This window comes from Streptomyces sp. M41(2017) (assembly GCF_002078175.1).
Classification (GTDB): domain Bacteria; phylum Actinomycetota; class Actinomycetes; order Streptomycetales; family Streptomycetaceae; genus Streptomyces.
Map to the genome: position 1 here is coordinate 770,748 of NZ_MWFK01000001.1, position 24,677 is coordinate 795,424.

The following is a 24,677-nucleotide window of genomic DNA, read 5'->3' on the forward strand; positions in this document are numbered from 1 at the left end:
TCCTCAAGCCGTTGGTCGCCGCGGTGGTCATGTCAGGACCTGCTTCCCCCGCGGCTTCCCCCGGCGGGCAGAGCGCCTGCGGGTGTCACGGTTCGCGGCGGTCGGTGAGGGTGTGGTGCCCGCGGGGAGGTCCTGGCCCGGGTCCGTGGTCCCGTCCCGGAGGGCGTCGTTGGCCTTCAGGTCCTTGACCGGGTCCTTGGAGACCTCCGGGGAGTCGATCGAGCCGTCGCTCTCGATCTTCGGCAGGCTCTTCTGCGGGGTGGCCAGGAGGGCCTTCTTCTTGTCGATCGCGCCGTCCGCCGAGACGCCGTAGAGCGCGTTGTAGATCTTGCGCACGGCCTCACCGGACGCTCCCGAGCCCGTACCGGCCTGGGAGATCGTCATGATGATCGTGTAGTCCTTGGAGTACGTGGCGAGCCAGGACGTCGTCTGCTTGCCGTAGACCTCGGCGGTACCGGTCTTGGCGTGCAGCGGGATCTTGTCCTGGGGCCAGCCGCCGAACTTCCAGGCGGCGGTACCGCGGGTGACGACGCCCGCGAAGGCATCGTTTATCCCCCTCAGCGTCGCCTGGTCGACCGGCAGTTTGCCGTTCTTCTTCGGCTTGATCTCTCGGACGGTCTTGCCGTCGGGGCTGACGAGGGCCTTGCCGATGGTCGGGGCGTACAGCGTGCCGCCGTTGGAGACCGCGGAGTAGATGGCCGCCTCCTGGATCGGGGTGACGAGGGTGTCACCCTGACCGATGGAGTAGTTGATCGAGTCGCCCTCGCGCATCCGGTTGCCTTCGAGGCAGTTCTCGTACGCGATCTGCTGGACGTACGTGCCGCCCTTCTTGCCGGTCTTGCACCAGACGGCCTTGTTGGCCTTCCAGTAGTCCGCCTTCCACTTGCGGTCGGGGACGCGGCCGGTGACCTCGTTGGGGAGGTCGATGCCGGTCTCCTTGCCGAGACCGAACTGGTGGGCGGCCTTGTAGAAGTAGTCCTTGGGGGTCTTCTTCGGGTTGATGCCCCCGTCCCTCTTCCACTCGTTGTCGGAGAGGCCGTAGAAGACGGTGTCGCAGGAGACCTCGAGGGCGCGGCCGAGGGAGATGGGGCCGAAGCTCTCGCCCTCGAAGTTCTTGAAGACCTGGTTGCCGACCGAGTAGGAACTCGTGCACGGGTAGTGCCCGTCGAAGGCGTATCCGGCCTCGACGGCGGCGGCCGTGGAGATCACCTTGAACGTCGAGCCGGGCGCGGACTGGCCCTGGATGGCCCGGTTCAGCAGGGGGTAGTTGGACTTCTTGCCGGTGAGGGCGGTGTAGTCCTTGCCCGAGATGCCGCCGACCCAGGCGTTCGGGTCGTACGACGGGTTGGACGCCATGGCGACGACGCGGCCGGTCTTGGCCTCCATCACCACGACGGCACCGGAGTCGGCCTTGTAGTTCTCGCCGGTGATCTTGTCGAACTGGGTGCGGGCGACCTTCATCGCGTCGTTCAGCTCGTACTCAGCGACCCGCTGGACCCGGGAGTCGATGCTGGTGACGAGGTTCTCGCCGGGCTCGGCCTTGTCGCTCTTGGCCTGGCCGATGACACGGCCGAGGTTGTCGACCTCGTAGCGGGTGACGCCGGCCTTGCCGCGCAGTTCCTTGTCGTACTCGCGCTCCAGGCCCGACCGTCCGACCTGGTCGGAGCGCAGGTACGGGGAGTCGGTGTCCTTGGCCTTGGTGATCTCGTCGTCGGTGACGGGCGAGAGGTAGCCGAGCACCTGGGCGGTGTTGGCCTGCCCGGGGGCGGCGTAGCGACGCACGGCCTCGGGTTCGGCGCTGATGCCGGGGAAGTCCTCGGAGCGCTCGCGGATCTGGAGGGCCTGCTTGGCGGTGGCCTCGTCGGTGATCGGGATGGGCTGGTAGGGCGAGCCGTTCCAGCAGGGCTGCGGCGTCTTGGCGTCGCACAGCCGGACCTTCTCGATGACGTCCTTGGGCTTGAGGCCGAGGACGCCGGCGAGCTTGGTGAGGACGGCGCGGCCGTCGTCCCGCATCTTCAGCAGGTCGGTGCGCGAGGCGGAGACCACGAGCCGGGTCTCGTTGTCGGCGATCGGCACGCCGCGCGCGTCGAGGATCGAGCCGCGGACGGCGGGCTGGACGACCTGCTGGACGTGGTTGCCGGAGGCTTCCTTGGCGTATTCGTCGCCGTTGCGGATCTGGAGGTACCAGAGGCGGCCGCCCAGGGTGCCGAGGAGGGAGAGTACGAGAATCTGGATGACGACGAGCCGGATCTGGACCCGTGGGGTCCGGCCGGTCTCCGGGATGTTGGTCACTGCTTGTGCCTCCCCCTCTCAGTGTGTGTACGTGACATACGAGTACACGGCGAACCTGTGCGCGGCGAGGCCGCGGCCGGCCAAGTTCCGTGAGTCGTGCGGCGCTTGGGACGACAGCCGGACGGATCTCCTCGGTGTCCTCACAGGCGCTTCACCCCCTTGATGCGTCCCGCGCGGGCGACCCGCGCCTTGGCGGCCTTCACGCGCAGTCCGCTGCGCTGGCTTCCGATGCGCAGCCCGGTGCCGGAGGACAGCCAGCCCGTCGAGACGTCGCCGGCCGTGCCGGCCGAACCGCCGTCGGCGAGCGGGTCGTTCTCGGCGCGCCGGGCGAGGGCCATCACCACGGGGACGACGAACGGCGCGAGCAGCAGGTCGTAGAGGGCCGCGGTGAACAGCAGGCTGGTCAGCCCGACGTGGCGGGCGGCGGTGTCGCCGACGAGGGCGCCGACTCCCGCGTAGAGCAGGGTGGATCCGATCGCGGCGACGACGACCACGGCCATCGGGCCGGTGGCCGACTTGAGCCGGCCGTTCTCCGGCTTGACCAGGCCGGCGCAGTAGCCGATGACGCACAGGACCAGGGCGTAGCGCCCGGCGGCGTGGTCGGCGGGCGGGACGACGTCGGAGAGCAGACCGGCGCCGAAGCCGATGAGCGCGCCGCCGACGTGGCCGTAGACCATGGCGAGGGCGATCACGGTCAGGAGCACCAGGTCCGGGACGGCGCCCGGGAGATGGAGACGGGCAAGAACGCTCACCTGGATCACCAGGGCGACGACCACCAGGGTGACGGAGAGCAGCATCCTGTTGAAACGCATGGGATTCGGCTCCTCCTGCTACTGCTGCTGGCCGTCGACGGGGGCGTTCGCCGAGGGGGTGACCGTGACGGTCACCGTCGGTGTGGGCGTGGGTTTCGGTTTCGGGGGCAGCACGGCGTCACGCGGGTCGCTCTTCGGGGCGGTCACGACGACCCCGAGGATGTCGAGCTTGGTGAACGAGACGAACGGCTTGACGTAGACCGTGCGGGTCAGGTCGCCGCCGGAGGGGTCGACCCGGGAGACGGTGCCGACGGGCACGCCGGGGACGAACGGCTTGTCGGCCTGCGAGCCGAAGGTGATCAGCCGGTCGCCCTTCTTGATCTTCGCCTTGGCGTTGAGGAGTTCGACGCGCAGCGGGCTGTCGCCCTGACCCGAGGCGAAGCCGAGTTCGTCGGTCGACTCCATGCGCGTGCCGACGGTGAAGTCGGGGTCGTTGGCGAGCAGCACCGTGGCGGTGTCCGGGCCGACGGTGGTGACGCGGCCGACGAGTCCGTCGCCGTTCAGGACGGTCATGTCGCGCTTGATGCCGTCGTGGGCGCCGACGTCGATGGTGACGGTCCAGGAGAAGCCCTGGGCCGCTCCTATGGCGATCACCTCGGCGCCCTTGATCCCGTACTGGCCCTCGCCCGCCACCTTGATCATCTTGTCGAGCTGCTTGAGGCGGCTGCGGTTGCGGTCGTCGCTGCCGAGCTTCGCCTTCAACGCCGCGTTGTCGTGCTCCAGTTGGGCGACGCGGTCGTGGCGGTCGCCCGAGTCGCGGACCGCGGCGACGGCGTTGCCGACGGGGTCGACCGCGGACGACACCCCGTTCTCGATCGGGCCGAAGACCGTCGCGGCGGCCTGTCGGGCACCGTCGACCGGTGAGTCCTGCCCGCCGCGGATGTCCACCGTGATCAGTGCGAACGCGATGGCGATCAGCAGCACCAGGAGCAGCCGGCTCTCTCGTGTGTCCCTCACGTGCGGCGGCCGTGCCTTCCTCGTCGAAATGGGTCAACAGGGGCGCACCCCGGGCGAGAAGCCGGCCCGTGGGTGCGATGAGGCTGGGGTGATGGAGTGGAGGACGGGGTGACTGTTATGGGAGAGGTTATGTCTCTATGTCGCAGGAGTTTATGCCTCCACACCAATGATCCGCCGTACGAGAAGAGATCATCTCGTACGGCGGAATCGAAGCGTTACGTCATCGGCGGGGCTGCGCGTCCAGAACCTGCTGGAGCGCCTCGAACTCCTCGACGCACTTTCCGGAGCCGAGCGCCACGCTGTCGAGGGGGTCCTCGGCGATGTGGATCGGCATGCCGGTCTCGCGGCGGAGCCGCTCGTCGAGACCGCGCAGCAGGGCTCCGCCGCCGGTCAGAACGATTCCGCGGTCCATCACGTCACCGGAGAGCTCGGGCGGGCACTTGTCGAGCGTCGTCTTCACGGCGTCGACGATGGCGTTGACCGGCTCCTCGATCGCCTTGCGGACCTCCGCCGCGGAGATGACGACCGTCTTGGGCAGTCCGGACACGAGGTCCCGGCCGCGGATTTCGGTGTGCTCGTCAGTGTCGAGGTCGTACGCCGAACCGATCGTGATCTTGATCTGCTCGGCCGTCCGCTCACCGAGAAGGAGGCTGTACTCCTTCTTGATGTGCTGGATGATCGCGTTGTCCAACTCGTCGCCCGCGACGCGGATGGACTGGGCGGTGACGATGCCGCCGAGCGAGATGACCGCGACCTCCGTGGTGCCGCCGCCGATGTCCACCACCATGTTGCCCGTGGCCTCGTGGACCGGCAGGCCGGAACCGATGGCCGCGGCCATGGGCTCCTCGATGATGTGCACCTGGCGGGCCCCGGCCTGGGACGACGCCTCGATGACGGCACGGCGCTCGACGCCTGTGATGCCGGAGGGCACACAGACGACGACACGGGGACGGGCGAGGTAGCGCCGCTTGTGGATCTTCAGGATGAAGTAGCGGAGCATGCGCTCGGTGATCTCGAAGTCGGCGATCACACCGTCCTTCAGCGGGCGTACGGCAACGATGTTGCCGGGCGTCCGCCCGATCATCTTCTTCGCTTCGGCGCCGACCGCGAGGATGCCACCGGTGTTGGTGTTGATCGCGACGACGGACGGCTCGTTGAGTACGATCCCGCGACCCCTGACGTACACCAGCGTGTTGGCGGTCCCGAGGTCGACAGCCATGTCACGGCCGATGAACGACATTGAGTTCCCCATCAGGATTCGTCTGGCCTTCCCAAGTGGAGCTTTGACGGCTTTTTAGGACGGCGAGGTGGGTGCAGTGACGTGAAGGCTTCCATCGTAGACGCGCCTGCCCGAACACTGCGCGAGGGTCTTCGCCATTGTCAGCAGATGATGAGCCGCCTCGCTTCTGGAGACGGGCCATCGGAGGCACGCGTTCCCCCGATCGGCACGCATATGCCACGGGACGGCCGTATTTTTCACGGCCGCCCCAGGTCAGGCAGGCGGAGAGCGGCTGACGCCCCCTCAGAAAAATTCTCGAAAATTTGCCGCGCGCCGCACTCGGAAGGTCCATCGGGCGGTCGCGGACACCGCCCCGAGGCGGGATCGCGATGTCGGTCCGACGCTCAGGCGCGGCCGGGGAAGAAGATCTTCACCTCGCGGTCGGCGGACTCCTCGGAGTCCGAGGCGTGGATCAGGTTCTCGCGGACGATCACACCGAAGTCACCGCGGATGGAACCGGGGGCGGCGGCGATCGGGTCGGTGGGACCGGCGAGGGCGCGCACGCCCTCGATGACCCGCTCGCCCTCGACGATGAGCGCCACGACCGGACCGGAGGCCATGAACTGCACCAGCGGCTCGTAGAAGGGCTTGCCCTTGTGCTCGCCGTAGTGCTGCTCCAGCGTGTCCTGGTCCAGGGTCCGCAGCTCCAGCGCGGTGATCTGCCAGCCGGCCTTCCGCTCGATACGGCTGATGATCTCGCCGGTCAGGCCGCGACGGACGGCGTCGGGCTTGAGAAGGACGAGGGTGCGCTGGCTCACGGGGTGGCTCCTTCAGGTCACAAATGTGCGGGTCACCGAGGCTACAGGGCGTGTCGGGGGCGCTGTCACGCAGCGTCAGGTGATACCGGCGCGCACCCGCCCTCCCGTCGCACGAACGACCCGGGCCCGCGCGCCACAGCCCGCTCCCGGCTGACCTACGCCGGCGTACCGCCCGCTTCTGCCTGCGGCTGGGACCGGGGCCGCTCCGGGGCGGTGCCCTCCCCCTCCGACGCGGCCTGGGCGGCGAACCGCGCCTTCGCCTCGTCGATCTTCCGCCCGTAGTGGACGGACGCCCACCACAGGGCGGCGAAGATCGCGCCGAGGACGAACATCGACGGGACGAAGAAACCGCCCCCGATCAGCAGGATCTGCAGCGCCCAGCCGAGCTGGACACCGCCCGGCCGGGTGATCATGCCGCACAGCAGCACGCTCAGCAGCATCAGGACACCGCAGACCGTCCAGACCGTGGCCGTGGCCAGATCGGGTTCCTTCATGGCGACGAGACCGGCGAAGCCGATGACGAAGAACTCGCCGATCAGCGTGGAAGCACAGAGCACGCGCACGACAGTCAGCCCCTCCCGAGGAGCAGCCGGGCCTCGCCGACCGTGATGACGGATCCGGTGACCAGCACGCCGCCGCCCGCGTACTCGCCCTCTTCCTCGGCGAGCGTGATCGCGGCCTCCAGCGCGTCGTCGAGCCGCGGCTCGACCTGCACCCGGTCGTCGCCGAAGACCTCGACGGCGATCCCGGCCAGCTCGTCCGCGTCCATCGCGCGGTGGCTGGAGTTCTGTGTGACGACGACCTCGGCGAAGATCGGCTCGAAGGCCTCCAGCAGTTCCCGCACGTTCTTGTCGCCGCTCGCGCCGACCACCCCGATGAGGCGGCTGAAGTCGAACACCTCGCTCACCGCCTCGGCGGTGGCCCGGGCGCCGGCCGGGTTGTGCGCCGCGTCGAGCACCACGGTCGGCGACCGGCGCACGATCTCCAGCCGGCCCGGCGAGGTGACGGAGGCGAACGCCTTGCGCACGGTGTCGATGTCCAGCCGCTCGGCGTGCGCCGCGCCGACGCCGAAGAACGCCTCGACGGCGGCCAGCGCCACCGCCGCGTTGTGCGCCTGGTAGGCGCCGTGCAGCGGCAGGAACACCTCCTCGTACTCGCCGCCGAGACCGCGCAGCGTCAGGAGCTGTCCGCCGACCGCGACGTGGCGGGCGACGACGCCGAACTCCAGGCCCTCGCGGGCGACGGTCGCGTTGACCTCGACGGCCTTCTTCAGCAGCACCTGGGCCGCGTCGACCGGCTGCTGGGCCAGGATCACGGTGGAGTCCTGCTTGACGATCCCGGCCTTCTCGACGGCGATCTCGCCCGGTGTTTCGCCGAGACGGTCGGTGTGGTCGAGGTCGATGGGGGTCACGACGGCGACATCACCGTCGATCACGTTCGTGGCGTCCCAGCTGCCGCCCATGCCGACCTCGACGACGGCGACGTCCACGGGCGCGTCGGCGAAGGCCGCGTAGGCCATGCCGGTCAGCACCTCGAAGAACGACAGCCGGTACTCCTGCTGCCCGTCGACCATCTCGATGTACGGCTTGATGTCCTGGTACGTCTCGATGAACCGCTCGGCGGAGATCGGCGCCCCGTCCAGGCTGATCCGCTCGGTGACCGACTGGACGTGCGGGCTGGTGTAGCGCCCGGTGCGCAGGTCGAAGGAGCTCAGGAGCGCCTCGATCATGCGGGCCGTGGACGTCTTGCCGTTCGTGCCCGTGATGTGGATCGAGGGGTACGCGCGCTGCGGATCGCCGAGGACGTCCATCAGCGCGGCGATCCGGTCGACGGAGGGCTCCAGCTTGGTCTCGCCCCAGCGGCCGGCCAGCTCCGCCTCGACCTCGCGCAGCGCCTTGTCGACCTCGGGGTCGGCGGGGCGCGCGGGTACGTCGGCCTGCCGGCCGTCGTGGCCCTGGGTACGCAGGGTGCGGCTGCCCGCCGCGATCACCGCGAGGTCGGGGTCACGGTCGGTCTCGGCCTCGACGATCTCCTCGAAGAGACCGAGCGGATCACGCTCCGGGTCGTCGGGCGCGCTGCTGTCGTGCGGGGGGAGGTCGCTCACGGGGCCAGTCTACGGAGGGGGCGGGGGGTGCGGACGTCTGGGTGTTTTTCGCCCCCTCCGCCGGCCTGAGATCGTTCAGCCCCTCCACGGGCCTGAGGTCTTTCAGCCTCTCCGGCGCTCGCGACAATCCAGCCCCTCCGGCGTGTGAGGAGCGGGGTCCGGGGCGGAGCCCCGGGTACGGGACGGGCAGGGGCGGAGGGGCGAAAGAAGGCCGGTCGGGTACGGCGAAGGCCCCCGGGACCGGGCGGTCCGGGGGGCCTTCGTGCGTCCTGGGGCGAGCGATTACGCCTCGGGGAGGCGGGTCAGCTGGTCCTGGATACGGGCGATGTCCTCGTCCGCCTTGGCCAGGCGGACACGGATCTTGTCGACCACCTGATCGGGTGCCTTCGCCAGGAACGCCTCGTTGCCGAGCTTGGCGTTGGCCTGTGCCTTCTCCTTCTCGGCGGCGGCGAGGTCCTTGGCGAGCCGCTTGCGCTCGGCGGCGATGTCGATCGTGCCCGACAGGTCGAGCGCGACCGTGGCACCGGCCACCGGCAGGGTCGCCGTGGCCGCGAAACTGTCGCCCTCCGGCTGGAGGCGCAGCAGCTGGCGGATGGCCGCCTCGTGCGGGGCGAACGCCGTCCCGTCGAGGACCAGCCGGGCCGGGACCCGCTGACCGGGCTGGAGACCCTGGTCGTTGCGGAAGCGGCGGACCTCGGTGATCACCGACTGGAGCGACTCGATCTCGCGCTCGGCGGCGGTGTCGCGGAAGCCGCTGTCCTTGGGCCACTCGGCGATGACGACGGACTCGCCACCGGTGAGGGTCGTCCAGAGCGTGTCCGTGACGAACGGGACGATCGGGTGGAGCAGCCGCAGCGTGACGTCGAGGACCTCGCCGAGGACCCGGCCGGAGACCTTCGCGGGCTCGCCGCCCGCCATGAACGTCGTCTTGGACAGCTCGACGTACCAGTCGAAGACCTCGTCCCAGGCGAAGTGGAACAGGGCGTCCGAGAGCTTGGCGAACTGGAAGTCGTCGTAGAGGGCGTCCACTTCGGCGACCGTGGTGTTCAGCCGGGACAGGATCCAGCGGTCGGTGGCCGACAGCTCCTCGGCGGGCGGGAGTTCGCCCTCGACCGTCGCGCCGTTCATCAGCGCGAAGCGGGTGGCGTTCCAGATCTTGTTCGCGAAGTTGCGCGAGCCCTGGACCCAGTCCTCGCCGATCGGCACGTCGACACCGGGGTTGGCGCCGCGCGCGAGCGTGAAGCGCAGGGCGTCGCTGCCGTACTTGTCCATCCAGTCCAGCGGGTTGACCGCGTTCCCGAAGGACTTGGACATCTTCTTGCCGAACTGGTCGCGGACCATGCCGTGCAGGGCGATGGTGTGGAACGGCGGGGTGCCGTCCATCGCGTACAGACCGAACATCATCATCCGGGCGACCCAGAAGAAGAGGATGTCGTAACCGGTGACGAGGACGGAGTTCGGGTAGAACTTCGCGAGGCTCTCGGTCTGTTCGGGCCAGCCGAGCGTGGAGAACGGCCACAGGCCGGAGGAGAACCAGGTGTCGAGGACGTCGGTGTCCTGGTGCCAGCCCTCGCCCGTGGGGGCCTCGTCGTCCGGTCCGACGCAGACGATCTCGCCGCCCGGTCCGTACCAGACGGGGATGCGGTGGCCCCACCACAACTGCCGCGAGATGCACCAGTCGTGAAGGTTGTCGACCCAGTCGAAGTAGCGCTTCTCCATCTCCTGCGGGTGGATCTTGACCTTGCCGTCACGGACCGCGTCGCCCGCGGCCTTCGCGAGCGGGCCGACCTTGACCCACCACTGCATGGACAGCCGCGGCTCGATGGTGGTCTTGCAGCGCGAGCAGTGGCCGACCGAGTGGACGTAGGGGCGCTTCTCGGCGACGATCCGGCCGTCGGCGCGCAGGGCGGCGACGATGGCGGAGCGGGCCTCCAGGCGGTCCAGGCCCTGGAAGGGGCCGGGGACCGTGATGACGGCGTGCTCGTCCATGACGGCGATGTTGGGCAGGTCGTGGCGCTGCCCGATCTCGAAGTCGTTCGGGTCGTGGGCGGGCGTCACCTTGACGGCGCCGGTACCGAACTCGGGGTCGACATGCTCGTCCGCGACGACCGGGATGGACCGTTCGGTCAGCGGGAGGCGGATGAGCTTGCCGACGAGGTGCTTGTACCGCTCGTCGTCGGGGTGCACGGCGACGGCGGTGTCACCGAGCATCGTCTCGGCGCGGGTGGTGGCGACGACGATCGCGTCGTCCCCGTCCCCGTACTTCATGGAGACCAGCTCGCCGTCGTCGTCCTGGTACTCGACCTCGATGTCCGAGATGGCGGTCAGACAGCGGGGGCACCAGTTGATGATGCGCTCGGCGCGGTAGATCAGCTCGTCGTCGTAGAGCTTCTTGAAGATCGTCTGGACGGACTGGGAGAGGCCCTCGTCCATGGTGAAGCGCTCGCGCGACCAGGCGACGCCGTCGCCGAGGCGGCGCATCTGCCCGGAGATCTGTCCGCCGGACTCGGCCTTCCACTGCCAGACGCGCTCGACGAACGCCTCCCGGCCGAGGTCGTGCCGGGACTTGCCCTCCTTGCCGAGCTCCCGCTCGACGACGTTCTGCGTGGCGATGCCGGCGTGGTCCATGCCGGGCTGCCACAGCGTCTCGAAGCCCTGCATGCGCTTGCGGCGGGTGAGGGCGTCGATGAGGGTGTGCTCGAAGGCGTGTCCGAGGTGGAGGGAGCCCGTGACGTTCGGCGGCGGGATGACGACCGTGAACGGCGGCTTGTCGCTCTTGGCGTCCGCCTCGAAGTAACCCCGTTCCACCCAGCGCTCGTACAGCGGCCCCTCTACATCGGCCGGCGCGTACTGGGTCGGCAGTTCGGAGGTGGGCGCTGCTTGCGGCTGCTGAGAGTTCTCGGTCACGGGGTCAGTTTAGGGGCGTCACACCCGTGTCCCGAAACGGGATTACTTCGTAACGGTGCGGCCCCCGGAGACCTGGCCCCTCGCCCTGTGCGCCAGGATGTGAGGAACACATAAGCATCTGGAGGGGAACCCAGAAATGAGCTACAACCAGCCGGGCCCGTACGGCGGGCAGCCCCAGCAGCCCGGACCGTACGGTCAGCCGGGCGGCGGGCAGCCCCCACAGCCGGGGCCCTACGGCCAGCCGGGCCCCTACGGCCAGCCGCCGCAGCAGGCTCCCCAGCCGGGCTACGGGTACCCGCAGCAGGCTCCCCCGGCGCAGCCCGGTTACGGCTACCCGCAGCAGGCCCCGCAGCCCGGCCAGCCGCAGACCCCTCCCTACGGCCAGCAGCCCCCGTACGGCCAGCCCCCGTACAACACCGCCCCGATGCCGCCGGTGCCGTCCGGCGGCAAGAAGAAGACGGGCCTGATCATCGGCGGCGTCGCCGTGGTCGCGGTGATAGCCGTGGGCGTGTACTTCGCGATCGGCGGGGGCGGTGGCGGCGCGACGGTCTCGGACGACGGCCCCCACAAGCTGACGACGCCGGCCAAGGTGATCGACGGCACGTACCAGCGCATGGGCAACGACCGCGGACCGCAGGACCCCTCCTCCGGTGACGCGAAGGACCTGGCCGCCAGCGGCATCACCAACGCCAAGTCGGTGGACGCCATCTACTCGACGATCGATCTCGCCGACCCGGACACGCTGAAGGACCCGACGGCCATCGCCGGATCCAAGGCCGTCACGTTCTCCGGTCTCTACGGCAAGGTGAAGGACCCCGAGTCCGCCCTCGACGCCGCGTTCGCCAACATCAAGAAGGACTCCTCCAAGGACTCCACCACCAAGGTCGAGTTCATCGGCGACCCCCAGTCCGTGAGCCCGGCAGGTCTCGACGGCGCCATCATGAAGTGCCAGCAGGCGAAGGCACCCAACCAGGCGACCGGCAAGACCGACACCCAGTACATGTGCATGTGGGCCGACTACAGCACGCTCGGCTTCGGCGTGGCCGCCGAAGGCGGCCAGGGCGTGAGCATGGACGAGTCCGCCAAGGTGACCGCGGCCCTGCGCAAGGACATCCGCGTCAAGATCTGACCGCTCAGCCCCCGGCCGAGACGAAAGGCGCCCCGCGGAATCCGCGGGGCGCCTTCACGTTCTCCGGAGGGAGACATGCGTCGGGGGCGACGGCATGGTGCCGTCGCCCCCGGTACGAACCGGTGTCTAGGCCGTCTTCTGCTCGCCCGGGCCGCCCCTGCGGGCGTCCCTGGGGATCAGGGTCGGGTTGACGTTCGACAGGACGACGTCGGCGGTGATGACGACGCGGGCGACGTCCTTGCGGGACGGGACCTCGTACATCACGGCCTGGAGGACTTCCTCCATGATCGCGCGCAGGCCTCGTGCGCCGGTCTGGCGGAGGATGGCCTGGTCGGCGATGGCCTCCAGGGCCTCACGCTCGAAGTCCAGCTCCACGCCGTCGAGTTCGAAGAGGCGCTGGTACTGCTTGACCAGCGCGTTGCGCGGCTCGACGAGAATCTGGAGGAGGGCCTCGCGGTCCAGGTTGTGGACCGAGGTGATCACCGGGAGACGCCCGATGAACTCGGGGATCATGCCGAACTTGACCAGGTCCTCCGGCATGACGTCCTCGAACTGGTCCTTGGACTCCAGCTCCCGCTTCGAGCGGATCGTCGCGCCGAAGCCGATGCCCTTGGCGCCGGCCCTCGACTCGATGAGCTTCTCCAGGCCGGCGAAGGCTCCGCCCACGATGAACAGGACGTTCGTCGTGTCGATCTGGATGAACTCCTGGTGCGGGTGCTTGCGTCCGCCCTGCGGCGGGACCGAGGCCGTCGTGCCCTCGAGGATCTTGAGCAGGGCCTGCTGGACACCCTCGCCGGAGACGTCACGCGTGATCGACGGGTTCTCGCTCTTGCGGGCCACCTTGTCGATCTCGTCGATGTAGATGATCCCGGTCTCGGCCTTCTTGACGTCGTAGTCGGCGGCCTGGATGAGCTTCAGCAGGATGTTCTCGACGTCCTCGCCGACGTATCCCGCCTCCGTCAGCGCCGTCGCGTCCGCGATGGCGAACGGGACGTTCAGCATGCGCGCGAGGGTCTGGGCGAGCAGCGTCTTGCCGGAGCCCGTGGGGCCCAGCAGGAGGATGTTGGACTTCGCCAACTCGATGGCGTCCTCGCGGTTCTGGCCCGCGCTGTTCTCACCGGCCTGGACGCGCTTGTAGTGGTTGTACACCGCGACGGAGAGCGCCTTCTTCGCGGACTCCTGCCCCACGACGTATCCCTCGAGGAACTCGTAGATCTCGCGGGGCTTGGGCAGTTCCTCCCAGCGCACCTCGCTCGTCTCCGCGAGTTCTTCCTCGATGATCTCGTTGCAGAGGTCGATGCACTCGTCGCAGATGTACACACCGGGGCCTGCGATGAGCTTCTTGACCTGCTTCTGGCTCTTGCCACAGAACGAGCACTTGAGCAGATCGCCGCCGTCACCGATGCGTGCCACGGTGTGCTTCCCCTTCGCCTGGGAGTCGCCTGGATCCAGCGGCTCCTGGTGCTGCCTTATGTCCGACGGTACCTTGCCGAGCCCCTCGTTCGGGCCCCCCTTGGCGCGGTTCACTTCGCAGCGAACCGCGCCGGGGAACGGCAGACGATACAGCGGTACGTCAGACAACCGCCGAGTTGTTCATCTTCCGGGTGGAGATGATCTGGTCGATCAGGCCGTACGCGAGCGCGTCCTCAGCCGTGAGGATCTTGTCGCGCTCGATGTCCTCGCGGATCTTCTCGATCGGCGTGGTCGAGTGCTTGGCCAGCATGTCTTCCAGCTGCGAGCGCATCCGGAGGATCTCGTTGGCGGCGATCTCGAGGTCCGAGACCTGGCCGCGGCCGGTCTCGCTGTACGGCTGGTGGATCAGCACACGGGCGTTCGGGAGCGCCATGCGCTTGCCCGGGGTTCCGGCGGCCAGCAGGATCGCGGCGGCCGAGGCGGCCTGGCCCATGCAGACCGTCTGGACGTCCGGCTTCACGAACTGCATGGTGTCGTAGATGGCCGTGAGGGCCGTGAACGAGCCACCGGGGCTGTTGATGTAGACCGAGATGTCACGGTCGGGGTCCATCGACTCCAGGCACAGGAGCTGCGCCATGACGTCGTTGGCTGAGGCGTCGTCGATCTGCACGCCGAGGAAGATCACGCGCTCCTCGAACAGCTTCGCGTACGGGTCGTACTCACGCACGCCCTGCGAGGTGCGCTCGACGAAGCGCGGGATGACGTAGCGGGACTCCGCACGAGGACCGGTGTACTCGGCCTCAGTGCGGGCGAAGAGGCCGCTGCCGGGGAAGTCGTTCACTGTGTCTCCTGAAAAGCCTGAAAAGGGCTGAGCGGTCGGCTGGGGGCCGCGCCGGGGCCCTGTGTCACCCGGGGGCGACCAGGGGCCCTGCGCCGCCTCCGGGGGCGCTGGAGGGGCTTACGCCGCCCCGGTGCCGCCGCCGCCCGGCATACCGGCAGCGGTGGGCATGATGTCGTCGATGAGGCCGTACTCCTTGGCCTCGATCGGGTCGAACCAGCGGTCGCGGTCCGAGTCACGAGTGATCTGCTCGACGGTCTGACCGGTGTGGAAGGAGGTCAGCTCCGCCATCCGCTTCTTGGTGTGCAGCAGCCGCTCGGCGTGGATCTTGATGTCCGAGGCGGAGCCCGCGAGACCCGCGGACGGCTGGTGGATCAGGATCTCGGCGTTCGGCAGGGCGAAGCGCTTGCCGGGCGTACCCGCGCTGAGCAGGAACTGGCCCATCGAGGCCGCCATGCCCATCGCGATCGTCACCACGTCGTTCTTGATGTACTGCATGGTGTCGTAGATCGCCATGCCGGCCGTGATCGATCCGCCGGGGCTGTTGATGTAGAGGTAGATGTCCTTGTCCGGGTCGGAGGCAAGGAGCAGCAGCTGCGCCGTGATCTTGTTGGCGATGTCATCGTCGACCGCCTGGCCGAGGAAGATGATCCGCTCGCCGAGCAGTCGGTTGTAGACCTGGTCGCCGAGGCCACCACCGATGGGGTCGCCGGCAGCTGTGGGCATCAGATTCGTCACGTATCCACCTGCTCGTCTTACGACGGCGCCGGGCCGTCTCACGTCTTCTGCTGGGGGCGTGGGACCCCGGTGCTTTACACCGCTCGGGGCGGCTTCGGGGACTCCCCTGCCCTCGTATTCATGGACCCTAACGCGCGGGTCCCTCCGGGGAATCCCGCAGAGGGAACTGTTCGCTGTGAGCGCATGCGCCGCGCTGGCCTGACCGGGGTTTTACTCCCGTCCCCGGAGGGCTTCACCGGCGCCTGCGGGGGCCTCGAAGAGCCGTCACGCCGAGGCGCCCGGGGCCCTGTGCGCGGGTACGGCGCGGCGGGGTCGCCCGCGCCGTACCCCCTCGCCCCCGGGACGCCGATGGGCCCCGGAGACGAGAACGTCTCCGGGGCCCATCGGCTGACGGCGTACAAGTGAGGTGATCAGGCCTCGGGCTTGTCCTCGGCCTCGGCCTCGGTGGTGGACTCGACGGTCTCGGCCGTCTCGTCGGCCTCGTCCTCGTCGTCCAGGTCGACGACCTCGCCGTTGGTGTCCTTGACCGTGGCGGCCTCGACGACGACCGCGAGGGCCTTGCCGCGGGCGACCTCGCCGACGAGCATCGGAACCTGGCCGCCCTCGACGACGGCCTGGGCGAACTGGTCGGGGGACATGCCGGAGGACTGCGCGCGCCGCATGAGGTGCTCGGTGAGCTCCTCCTGGTTGACGTTCAGCTTCTCCTTGTTGACGAGCTCGTCGAGGACGAACTGCGTCTTGATGCCCTTGACCGCGGCTTCCTTGGTCTCGGCGTCGAACTCTTCCTCGGTCTTGCCCTGGATCTCCAGGTACTTGGCGAGGTCGAGGCCCATCTGGCCGAGCTGGTGGTGCTCGAGGTTGTGCTTGCGGGTGTGGATCTCGTCCTCGAGCAGCTTCTCGGGGACGGGCACCTCGACCAGCTCGAGCAGCTTCTCCAGGACACGCTCCTGGGCCTGCGTGGCCTGGTCGTACTGCTTCATGTTCTCGAGACGCTTGCGGCTGTCGGCCTTCAGCTCGTCGAGGGTGTCGAACTCGGAGGCGAGCTGCGCGAACTCGTCGTCCAGCTCGGGCAGTTCACGGGCGGCGACCTGGGTGACCTTGACGGTGACCTGGGCCTCCTTGCCGGCGGCGGAGCCACCCTTCAGCTCGGAGGCGAAGGTGGTCTCGCCACCGGCCTCCAGGCCCTTGACGGCCTCGTCGATGCCGTCGAGCAGCTCACCCGAGCCGATGGTGTACGAGACGCCACTGGCGACGCCGTCCTCGAGGACCTCGCCGTCGACCTTGGCCTCCAGGTCGAGGGTGACGACGTCGTCGTCCTGGGCGGCACGCTCGACCGGGGAGGTCGAGGCGAAGCGCTCGCGCAGGTCGGACACGGCCTTCTCGACGTCCTCGTCGCTGACCTCGACGGCGTCGACCTCGACCTCGATGCCCGAGTAGTCCGGGATCTCGATGGCGGGACGGATGTCGACCTCGGCGGTGAAGTTCAGCGTCTCGCCGTCCTTCAGCTCGGTGATGTCGACCTCGGGCTGTCCGAGGACATTCAGCTCAGCCTCGTTGACCGCTTCGGTGTAGAACTTCGGGAGCGCGTCATTGACGGCCTCTTCGAGCACGGCGCCGCGACCGAACCGCTGGTCGATGACGCGCGCCGGGATCTTGCCCTTCCGGAACCCCTTCACCGTGACCTGCTGGTTGATCTTCTTGTACGCCGCGTCGAGGCTGTCCTTGAGCTCCTCGAAGGGCACCTCGACAGTGAGCCGAACCCGGGTCGGGTTCAGGGTCTCCACGGCGCTCTTCACGGTTCGGTCTCCTTGTGGCTGACTTCTTGGGGGTTCTGCTGCGTGCTTCTGCCGGTCGGGCAGAGCTGGGCGGATTCGCGCGGCCCTTGAGAGACGTAACAGTGCAGACATACGGGCACGCAGCTTGCATAGTAACCGCAGGCGGTACACGCCCCAAAAGGTGATCTTGCCGAGGCGGGGCCCCGGCTGGTTCTGCCGGTGGTCGGGGTGGCGGGATTTGAACCCACGGCCTTCCGCTCCCAAAGCGGACGCGCTACCAAGCTGCGCCACACCCCGTCGGTGCGACACGTAGGGTACATGCCCGCAAGCGGTGCGGCTGCCGCATTTCGCCGGGTCGACACGGCGAGGGACGCGGAAGGAAACGGGGTGTGCGCCGAGGGGGGCGGACCCGCTACGATGCTCCCAGTGCCGCGGTCGCTGACCTGCGGCGCACCCTGTGCGGGCGTAGCTCAATGGTAGAGCCCTAGTCTTCCAAACTAGCTACGCGGGTTCGATTCCCGTCGCCCGCTCCATATGACGTAGGGCCAGGCCAGAGGTTCGATCCTCTGCCTGGCCCTCGGTCGTTCCCGGGGCTCCGCGCGCGCTGCGGGCCACCGCCGCCCTTCGCGCCCCGCTCGCCTGCCGAGGGGACCTCGTGCCGCGCTCGGGGCGACCCGTCGCGGGGATCCCCCGATGTCGACGCCGAGGCGCCTCCCGTCGCGGGTGCCCACGGGAGGTCCGGCGGCCGGCGGCCTCAGAAACTGATCGAGTTGATCGTCTCCGCTATCGAGTTGAGGAACCGATTGATGGACGGGGCCATGCCGGTCGACGCGAGGAAGAAGCCGAAGAGCACCGCGACGATGGCAGGTCCCGCCTTGATCGATCCTCCTCGGATCAGTACCACGAGGATGATCGCCAACAGCAGCACCACTGACAGCGAAATGGCCACAACTGATCACACCCTACGGTCGGTCCCGCTCTCCCGGCCCGGAGGTGCAGCCCCGCACACCCCCGCCAGGACCATCGTGCCACCAACGAGCCGTTCGTATGCGGCAGGTGACGCATCGTTGGCCAAGGACAGACCCAAGAGCTGACCAAGGGCACACCGGTTCACGGCGTCGCCCGCGCAGGTGTCGCTCTCGCGCCGGAGCCGGCTCCGAAGCCTCGTACGGCAATTCGGCAGCACCCCTCACAGGAAATCAATAGAGGTCGTTGCCATGTCCACACACCCTGTTCGCAGGTAATTCGAATTGTTGCCACAGGCACACCTCGGGCGCTCGGGACGGGTAACTAAAGCCCAATGAACCGGACATATGACCAGAGTCGCCCGCGGGCGTTATGCACGCTTTAGTCGGTATGAAGCGGGACAGAACACCCCTCTCTGGCGCGGGAATCGGCATGCGCGATCTTGTGTGAATCCACAGGCACACATCCTCAAATCCGGGGTATGCGCAGGTGATAGCAGGTAATGAGATCGAAGGTTTTACGAGAACACATAGAGAACGCTAGGGTGCCTCAGATGTCCCACCACGCCACGTCTCCCGTATGCGCAGCGAGGCTCAGGACCGCCCCCGGAAGTTCGTGGCGGGAGGGCCTGTGACCAACACACTCCGACCCCAGGGCCGCACCGGGTCGCCACTCCCTCCGGCGGTGCAGCCGAAGGACGGGGTGCCCGGCCCGCGCTCACCCCGGTCGTCGCCCGCGGCAACCCCCGCGGGCCCGGCACCGGGCGGCAGGCCCAAGAGCCGCGACGCCTTCTTCGACAACGCCAAGTACCTGGCGATCGTGCTCGTGGCGATGGGCCACACCTGGGAGCCGTTGAAGGGGCAGAGCCGCACGGTCGACGCGCTCTACGTCGTCGTCTACGGCTTCCACATGCCGGCCTTCATCATCATCTCCGGCTATTTCTCGCGGAACTTCGACATGCGCCCCGACCGCCTGAAGCGGCTCGTCACCGGCGTCGTCGTCCCGTACGTCCTCTTCGAGACCGCGTACTCGCTGTTCGACCGCTATGTCGGCGGCAACGCGGACCAGACGATCAGTCTGCTCGACCCCTGGTATCTCACCTGGTTCCTGATCGCGCTGTTCGTCTGGCGGCTGACGGCCCCCCTGTGGAAGCTGGTCCGCTGGCCCGTTCCCCTGGCGCTGGGCCTCGCCGCGCTCGCGTGCGTCTCGCCGGAGATCGGCAACGACCTGGACCTCCAACGGGTCCTGCAGTTCCTGCCGTTCTTCGTGCTCGGCCTGGTCATGAAGCCCGAGCACTTCCAGATGGTGCGCCGCCGCGAGGTGCGCATCCTGTCGGTGCCCGTCGTCGCCGTGGCCCTGGCCGTGGGCTACTGGGCGGCGCCCCGGATGAACGACTCCTGGTTCTACCACCGCGACGCGGCACAGGAACTCGGCGCTCCCTGGTGGGCCGGCGTGGTCATGACGCTGGCGCTCTTCGGCTGCTCGCTCCTGCTCACCGCGTGCTTCTTCGCCTGGGTCCCGGGACGGCAGTACTGGTTCACGGCGCTCGGCGCCGGCACGCTGTACGGCTACCTGCTGCACGGTTTCGTGGTCCGCGCCTCGCGGCAGTGGAACTGGCTCGACCACAGCTGGGTGCAGACCCCGGTCGGTGAGATCTTCGTGACGGTCGTCGCGGCGGCGCTGATCACCGTGCTGTGCACCCGGCCCGTCCAGCGGATGTTCCGCTTCGCGATGGAGCCGAAGATGGAGTGGGCCTTCAAGCAGGACGCGGCGGAGCTCGCCCGGGAGCGGGCCAGGGCGAACGCCTAGGAGCACGGCGCACGGCCTGCGGGAGACATGGCGGAGGGCGGGCCCGGGAGTGATCCCGGGCCCGCCCTCACGCGTGGCGCGGGCATGCTCTCCCGACCGCGACGGGACGCGGCCAAGTGGCCTCGGACGCAGGGGGGTTCAGGTGGGCGGGAGTCCCAGCAGGGAGCGCATCGCCGCGTACTTCTTCGTCAGCCGGGCCCGGGTGTGCTCGTCGAGGACCGCGAGGCGGACCGGGTCCGCGTTGTGCGCCAGATCGGACGCCTTGACCAGCAGGGCGCCACGGGTGGTGCGGATGCGGCGCGCGTAGGCCTCCGCGGACTCGCCGTCCTGCTTGGTGAGCGCCAGCACGATGTCCTTCGTACGAGGGGTCAGCGCGGCTTCGGTCAGCCACTCCTCGGAGAGGGCGTCGTCCTCGACGGCGTCGTGCAGCCAGGCCGCTGCTATCTGGTCTTCGTCGCCGCCGCGTTCGCGGACGCCGTCCGCCACCGCCTGGAGGTGCTCGGCGTACGGGCGGCCGGCCTTGTCGGTCTGGGCGGCGTGCGCCGTGCGGGCGAGCGCCTCGACTTCGGCGAGGGTCAGGAGAGGTTGCGTCACGGGTTCAGTGTCCCCTCGGAACACCGCGCTGCCGCCTTCTTGCCGAAAACCGTGATGTCCGCGGCCCGCCGTCCGGGCGGGATCCCGGATCCGACCCGATCCGCCCGGCCCGCACCGGGTCAGCGCACCGGGGTCAGGCCCTCGCGGCAGATCAGCAGCAGCGCCCGGTCGTCGTTGACGTCCTTCGCGACGGCTTCGATGAGGTGCCAGGCGGCTCCGTGGAAGCCGCCGGCGACATAGCGGTCGGCCTCGCCGGTGAGCCGGTCGATGCCCTCGACGATGTCGCGCTCGGCGGTTTCGACCAGACCGTCCGTGAACAGCATCAACACGTCTCCGGGCCGCAGCGATCCCTTGACCGGGTCGAACTGGGCACCGTCGTACACACCGAGGAGCGGGCCCTCCGCGGCCTTCTCCTCCCAGCGGCCGCTGCCCGCGCTGAGCTGTAGGCCCGGCGGGTGTCCGGCGGAGAAGAGTTCGTAGTCGCCCGAGTCGAGGTCGAGCACCAGGTGGATCGAGGTGGCGAAGCCCTCGTCCCAGTCCTGGCGCAGCAGATAGCCGTTGGCCGCGGTCAGGAAGGCGTGCGGCGGGAGCGAGCCGAGCAGGCCGCCGAAGGCTCCGGACAGCAGCAGGGCGCGGGAGCCGGCGTCCATCCCCTTGCCGGAGACGTCCGTGAGGACGACTTCGAGGGTCCGGCCGCCGTTCGTCCGGGCGGCCACGACGAAGTCGCCGGAGAACGACTGGCCGCCCGCCGGGCGCAGCGCCATCTCGCGGTGCCAGCCCACCGGGAGCTGCGGCAGCTTGCTCTGCACCCGGATGCGTTCGCGCAGGTCGAAGAGCATGGTGCCGCCGCGTCGCCACGGAACGCCCACCCGGCTGCGGAACTGGGCGATCAGCAGGCCGAAGAAGCCGCAGGCCGCGACGACCAGGACCACGCCGGGGGTGACCCGGGAGGGGCCCTCCGTGTAGGGGCCGAGCTTCACGGACTCGACTATCAGCGCGGTGGCGGCCGCCGCGTACAGCCCGAGCAGGCTCGCGGGGCGGAGCAGCAGGCCACCGGCGACGATCGGCAGGACGAGGACGGCGGGTGAGCACCACACCGAGTTCACCAGGGTGGTGGCGGCGATCACGGGGATCGTGATGAGCAGGCCGGCGAGGGCGATCCAGTCGGAACCGTCGCCGCGGAAGTAGTCCACGGCGGATCTGCGCAGCCCTGTGCGGGCCCGGTGCCACAGCTTCTTCAACCGGGCCGCGAACGTATCGGCCTCCGAGCGCCGCTCTCGTCCTGCTGCCATTAGTTCGGGACCCTATCCATCGGACCAGGTGCTTGGCACGGGAGGTCCCACTTGTCCCCCGTCCGAGCGCTCAACTTCACAGAGAACTTCACCGACACGTTCCGGTCCGGGGGCTCGGCAACGGGCGAAATTCCCTCGCTCGTACCGCATTGCCCTGGTAGGCATGGGCTATGACGACTGACGTCCGGGTGCTCCGGCAGGCCGACTGGGACAAGTGGTACGAGAACCTGATCCGCGCGTTCGGAGGTGTGGCGGAGTCGTCCGAGGAGCGCGAACTGTGGAACGCGCTCACAGAGTACGACCGTTCGCTCGGCGTGTGGGACGGCGAGGAGTGTGTGGGTACGGCGGGGGCCTTCTCCTTCCGCGTCACCGTCCCGGGCGGCGCCTCGGTGCCGGCGGCCGGCGTGACGATGGTGAGCGTGGCCGCGACGCACCGGCGGCGCGGGGTGCTCACCGCGATGATGCGGCGGCAGCTGGACGATCTCCGTGCGGGGAACGAGCCGCTCGCCGTCCTGACCGCGTCGGAACCGGCGATCTACGGCCGGTTCGGCTACGGCATCGGGACCCTGCAGATCAACGCCGAGATCGACACCGGTCGCGTGCGGCTGTCCGTGCCGCCGGGGACGGACGACGTACGGCTGCGGTACGCGGCGCCGGGTGACGTCCTCGACGTGTGCGAGGCGGTGTACGCGCGGCGCGTGCCGGAGCGTCCGGGGATGCTGGCGCGGCAGCCGGGCTGGGAGCGGCTCCAGGTGCTCGACCCGGAGGGCGAGCGGGACGGCGCGTCCCCCCTGCAGTGCGTGGTCGCGGAGCGGGACGGCTCGGCGGTGGGCTACACGCGTTTCCGGGTGAAGCCGGGCTGGGGTCCGGCGGGGCACGACGGCGTGGTGCAGCTGGAGGATCTGGAGGGGACCGACCCGCCGGCGCGGGCAGCCCTGTGGCGGTTCCTGTCCGACGTCGACCTGACGACGACGCTGCGCACCCGGGGCCGGCCCGTGGACGAGGACTGGCAGCACCTGGTCTCGGACATCCGGCGCTGTCAGGTGCGGTTGAAGGACGCGCTGCATGTGCGGCTCGTCGATGTCGGGGCGGCGCTGGAGGCGCGGACGTATCAGGCCCCGGTGGACGTGGTGTTGGAGGTCGAGGACGCCTTCTGCCCCTGGAACGAGGGGCGTTGGCGGCTCACCGGCGACGCGAAGGGCGCCTCCTGCGTCCGGACCGGTGATTCACCCGATCTGGCTCTGTCCGTGCGGGAGTTGGGCGCGGCGTACCTCGGTGGTGTACCGCTCGCCTCGCTCGCGGCGGCCGGGCGGGTGCGGGAGCTGCGTCAGGGTGCGCTGGCGGAGGCGTCGATGGCGTTCACGTCGGTGGTCGCGCCCTGGCTGCCGCACGGGTTCTAGCGAAGGACCGGGCACGGGCCCGGACCGGCCCCCGTTTCAGGCCTGTTGGCAGGCCGGGCACCAGAACAGGTTGCGGGCGGCGAGATCGGCGGTGCGGATCTCGCCGCCGCAGAGGTGACAGGGCAGGTGGGCCCTGCGGTACACGTAGACCTCACCGCCGTGGTCGTCCACGCGCGGTGGCCGGCCCATGGCGTCGGGGGTGTGTTCGGGGCGGACCGTGTCGATGCGGTTGGTGCGGACGCCTTCGCGCATGAGGTCGACCAGGTCCGCCCAGATCGCGTCCCACTCCCCCGCCCGGAGATCCTTGCCCGCGCGGTACGGATCGATGCCGTGCCGGAAGAGGACCTCGGCGCGGTAGACGTTGCCCACGCCCGCGATGACCTTCTGGTCCATCAGCAGGGCGGCGATCGTCGTACGGCTGCGGGAGATCCGGCGGTAGGCCGCCGCGGGGTCGGCGTCGGGGCGCAGGGGGTCGGGGCCCAGCCGGTCGTGTATCGCGCCCTTCTCGTCGTCGGTGATGAGGGCGCAGGTGGTGGGGCCGCGCAGGTCGACGTGGGCGGTGTCGTTCACGAGTCGCAGGCGGACGGTGTCGGTGGGCGGCGGGGCGGGCGTCGCACCGAAGCCGACCTTGCCGAAGAGGCCGAGGTGGATGTGGACCCAGTCGGTGTCGCGGAAGCCGAGGAAGAGGTGCTTGCCGTGGGCTTCCGCGGTGGTGAGGACGGACCCGTCGAGGAGGGCCGCGGCGTCACTGAACTTGCCCTGGGGACTGGTGATCCGGGCCGTGCGGCCGCCGAACGCGCCGAGGTAGTCCTGGGCGAGCCGGTGAATGGTGTGCCCCTCGGGCACGGGTCCTCCTGGTGGTCCTTCGTCGCGGGGCCCGGCGTCCCGGGCCCCGAACGGTTCCGCGGTCCTACGGCTGCTGCGGGTGGTGCGCCGGGATGGGCGGGAGTTCCCGCGTCGTCTCGTAGTCCGCGAGCATCTGGATGCGGCGGACGTGGCGCTCCTCGCCCGTGAACGGGGTGCCGAGGAAGGTCTCGACGAACTTCGTCGCCTCTTCCTCGGTGTGCATGCGGGCGCCGACGGACATGACGTTGGCGTTGTTGTGCTCGCGGCCCAGTGCGGCGGTCTCCTCGCTCCAGGCGAGCACGGCGCGTACGCCGGCGACCTTGTTCGCGGCGATCTGCTCGCCGTTGCCCGAGCCGCCGATGACGATGCCGAGCGAGCCCGGGTCCGCCACGGTGCGCTCGGCGGCGCGGAGGCAGAACGGCGGGTAGTCGTCCTGGGCGTCGTAGATGTGGGGCCCGCAGTCGACGGGCTCATGGCCCGCGGCCTTGAGCCACTCGACGAGGTGGTTCTTCAGTTCGAGACCGGCATGATCGGAGCCGAGATACACGCGCATGGTCCGAGTGTGTCACGCCCGTCCCGGTCCGGCCTCGCCGGGGCCGACGGCCGAAAAACGTGAGCAATACTACAGAACCTCAAGGAAACCTCAAGTAACGATCTGGATTCAAAGGTTCACGAATTCCTTTGCCTCCGTTTCACTGGACCAACTCGTACGCCGGTCCACACGATGGAGCGACGCGTTCCCCGCACACCGCTCGTACGGATGGGACG

At 69.2% G+C, this 24,677-nt stretch carries 20 protein-coding genes and 2 tRNA genes; 4 read left to right on the top strand and 18 right to left on the bottom strand.

Annotated features, from left to right (window positions below):
* Positions 1-27: 27 nt before the first annotated feature.
* From mrdA to B0675_RS03520, 8 genes are all read right to left on the bottom strand, one after another.
* The gene (gene mrdA / locus B0675_RS03485) at positions 28-2,292 is read right to left on the bottom strand and encodes a penicillin-binding protein 2 (protein ID WP_081217254.1); all 2,265 of its coding nucleotides are present in this window, start codon (positions 2,290-2,292) and stop codon (positions 28-30) included.
* A 140-nt stretch (positions 2,293-2,432) separates the two neighbouring features.
* Positions 2,433-3,104 carry a rod shape-determining protein MreD gene (gene mreD, locus B0675_RS03490; RefSeq protein ID WP_081217255.1) on the bottom strand — a complete coding sequence of 224 codons (672 nt, stop codon included), beginning with the start codon at positions 3,102-3,104 and terminating at the stop codon, positions 2,433-2,435.
* Positions 3,105-3,122: 18 nt separating this feature from the next.
* The gene (gene mreC, locus B0675_RS03495) at positions 3,123-4,061 is read right to left on the bottom strand and encodes a rod shape-determining protein MreC (protein WP_081217256.1); all 939 of its coding nucleotides are present in this window, start codon (positions 4,059-4,061) and stop codon (positions 3,123-3,125) included.
* A gap of 220 nt (positions 4,062-4,281) precedes the next feature.
* Positions 4,282-5,301: a rod shape-determining protein gene (locus B0675_RS03500; RefSeq protein WP_081217257.1), complete on the bottom strand. Its 1,020-nt coding sequence runs from the start codon at positions 5,299-5,301 to the stop codon at positions 4,282-4,284.
* A 383-nt stretch (positions 5,302-5,684) separates the two neighbouring features.
* A complete protein-coding gene (gene ndk, locus B0675_RS03505) occupies positions 5,685-6,098 on the bottom strand; it encodes a nucleoside-diphosphate kinase (protein ID WP_081217258.1) in 414 nt (137 codons plus the stop codon).
* A 155-nt stretch (positions 6,099-6,253) separates the two neighbouring features.
* A complete protein-coding gene (locus tag B0675_RS03510; RefSeq protein WP_081217259.1) occupies positions 6,254-6,661 on the bottom strand; it encodes a DUF4233 domain-containing protein in 408 nt (135 codons plus the stop codon).
* 5 nt (positions 6,662-6,666) lie between these two features.
* A complete protein-coding gene (locus B0675_RS03515; RefSeq protein ID WP_081217260.1) occupies positions 6,667-8,202 on the bottom strand; it encodes a folylpolyglutamate synthase/dihydrofolate synthase family protein in 1,536 nt (511 codons plus the stop codon).
* 282 nt (positions 8,203-8,484) lie between these two features.
* Positions 8,485-11,109: a valine--tRNA ligase gene (locus B0675_RS03520; protein WP_081217261.1), complete on the bottom strand. Its 2,625-nt coding sequence runs from the start codon at positions 11,107-11,109 to the stop codon at positions 8,485-8,487.
* 136 nt (positions 11,110-11,245) lie between these two features.
* Between B0675_RS03520 and B0675_RS03525 the strand changes: the two genes are divergently transcribed.
* Positions 11,246-12,238, top strand: coding sequence for a hypothetical protein (locus B0675_RS03525; protein WP_081217262.1), 993 nt, complete (start codon positions 11,246-11,248; stop codon positions 12,236-12,238).
* A 126-nt stretch (positions 12,239-12,364) separates the two neighbouring features.
* Here the strand turns inward: B0675_RS03525 and clpX are convergent, their stop codons facing one another.
* The 5 genes from clpX to B0675_RS03550 form a co-directional block, all read right to left on the bottom strand.
* Positions 12,365-13,651, bottom strand: a complete 1,287-nt coding sequence (gene clpX, locus B0675_RS03530; protein WP_081221566.1) for an ATP-dependent Clp protease ATP-binding subunit ClpX — start codon at positions 13,649-13,651, stop codon at positions 12,365-12,367.
* 160 nt (positions 13,652-13,811) lie between these two features.
* Entirely contained in the window at positions 13,812-14,492 is a 681-nt protein-coding gene (locus B0675_RS03535) for an ATP-dependent Clp protease proteolytic subunit (RefSeq protein ID WP_081217263.1), read from the bottom strand.
* A gap of 117 nt (positions 14,493-14,609) precedes the next feature.
* Positions 14,610-15,215 carry an ATP-dependent Clp protease proteolytic subunit gene (locus B0675_RS03540; RefSeq protein WP_060897745.1) on the bottom strand — a complete coding sequence of 202 codons (606 nt, stop codon included), beginning with the start codon at positions 15,213-15,215 and terminating at the stop codon, positions 14,610-14,612.
* A gap of 422 nt (positions 15,216-15,637) precedes the next feature.
* Positions 15,638-17,023 (bottom strand): trigger factor, encoded by a 1,386-nt coding sequence (gene tig, locus B0675_RS03545; protein WP_179165236.1) that lies wholly within the window; start codon positions 17,021-17,023, stop codon positions 15,638-15,640.
* 199 nt (positions 17,024-17,222) lie between these two features.
* Positions 17,223-17,299: transfer RNA gene (locus tag B0675_RS03550), tRNA-Pro, on the bottom strand.
* A gap of 162 nt (positions 17,300-17,461) precedes the next feature.
* Here B0675_RS03550 and B0675_RS03555 point away from each other — a divergent pair.
* Positions 17,462-17,535 (top strand) — tRNA-Gly (locus tag B0675_RS03555).
* A 221-nt stretch (positions 17,536-17,756) separates the two neighbouring features.
* Here B0675_RS03555 and B0675_RS03560 read toward each other — a convergent pair.
* Complete coding sequence (locus tag B0675_RS03560) at positions 17,757-17,951, bottom strand: hypothetical protein (protein ID WP_016435177.1); 195 nt, start codon at positions 17,949-17,951, stop codon at positions 17,757-17,759.
* A gap of 647 nt (positions 17,952-18,598) precedes the next feature.
* Here B0675_RS03560 and B0675_RS03565 point away from each other — a divergent pair.
* Positions 18,599-19,777, top strand: coding sequence for an acyltransferase family protein (locus B0675_RS03565; RefSeq protein WP_081217265.1), 1,179 nt, complete (start codon positions 18,599-18,601; stop codon positions 19,775-19,777).
* Between the two features lie 138 nt (positions 19,778-19,915).
* Here B0675_RS03565 and B0675_RS03570 read toward each other — a convergent pair whose 3' ends face one another.
* Entirely contained in the window at positions 19,916-20,371 is a 456-nt protein-coding gene (locus B0675_RS03570) for an HD domain-containing protein (protein WP_081217266.1), read from the bottom strand.
* Positions 20,372-20,490: 119 nt separating this feature from the next.
* Positions 20,491-21,663 (bottom strand): PP2C family protein-serine/threonine phosphatase, encoded by a 1,173-nt coding sequence (locus B0675_RS03575; RefSeq protein WP_081217267.1) that lies wholly within the window; start codon positions 21,661-21,663, stop codon positions 20,491-20,493.
* Between the two features lie 170 nt (positions 21,664-21,833).
* On the opposite strand from B0675_RS03575, the gene B0675_RS03580 reads away from it, so the two are divergent.
* The gene (locus B0675_RS03580; RefSeq protein ID WP_081217268.1) at positions 21,834-23,063 is read left to right on the top strand and encodes a GNAT family N-acetyltransferase; all 1,230 of its coding nucleotides are present in this window, start codon (positions 21,834-21,836) and stop codon (positions 23,061-23,063) included.
* A gap of 36 nt (positions 23,064-23,099) precedes the next feature.
* Here B0675_RS03580 and B0675_RS03585 read toward each other — a convergent pair whose 3' ends face one another.
* Together B0675_RS03585 and B0675_RS03590 are read right to left on the bottom strand one after the other, a co-directional pair.
* Positions 23,100-23,909 (bottom strand): DNA-formamidopyrimidine glycosylase family protein, encoded by an 810-nt coding sequence (locus B0675_RS03585; protein ID WP_081217269.1) that lies wholly within the window; start codon positions 23,907-23,909, stop codon positions 23,100-23,102.
* Between the two features lie 64 nt (positions 23,910-23,973).
* Positions 23,974-24,462, bottom strand: a complete 489-nt coding sequence (locus tag B0675_RS03590) for a ribose-5-phosphate isomerase (protein WP_081217270.1) — start codon at positions 24,460-24,462, stop codon at positions 23,974-23,976.
* Positions 24,463-24,677: the final 215 nt, after the last annotated feature.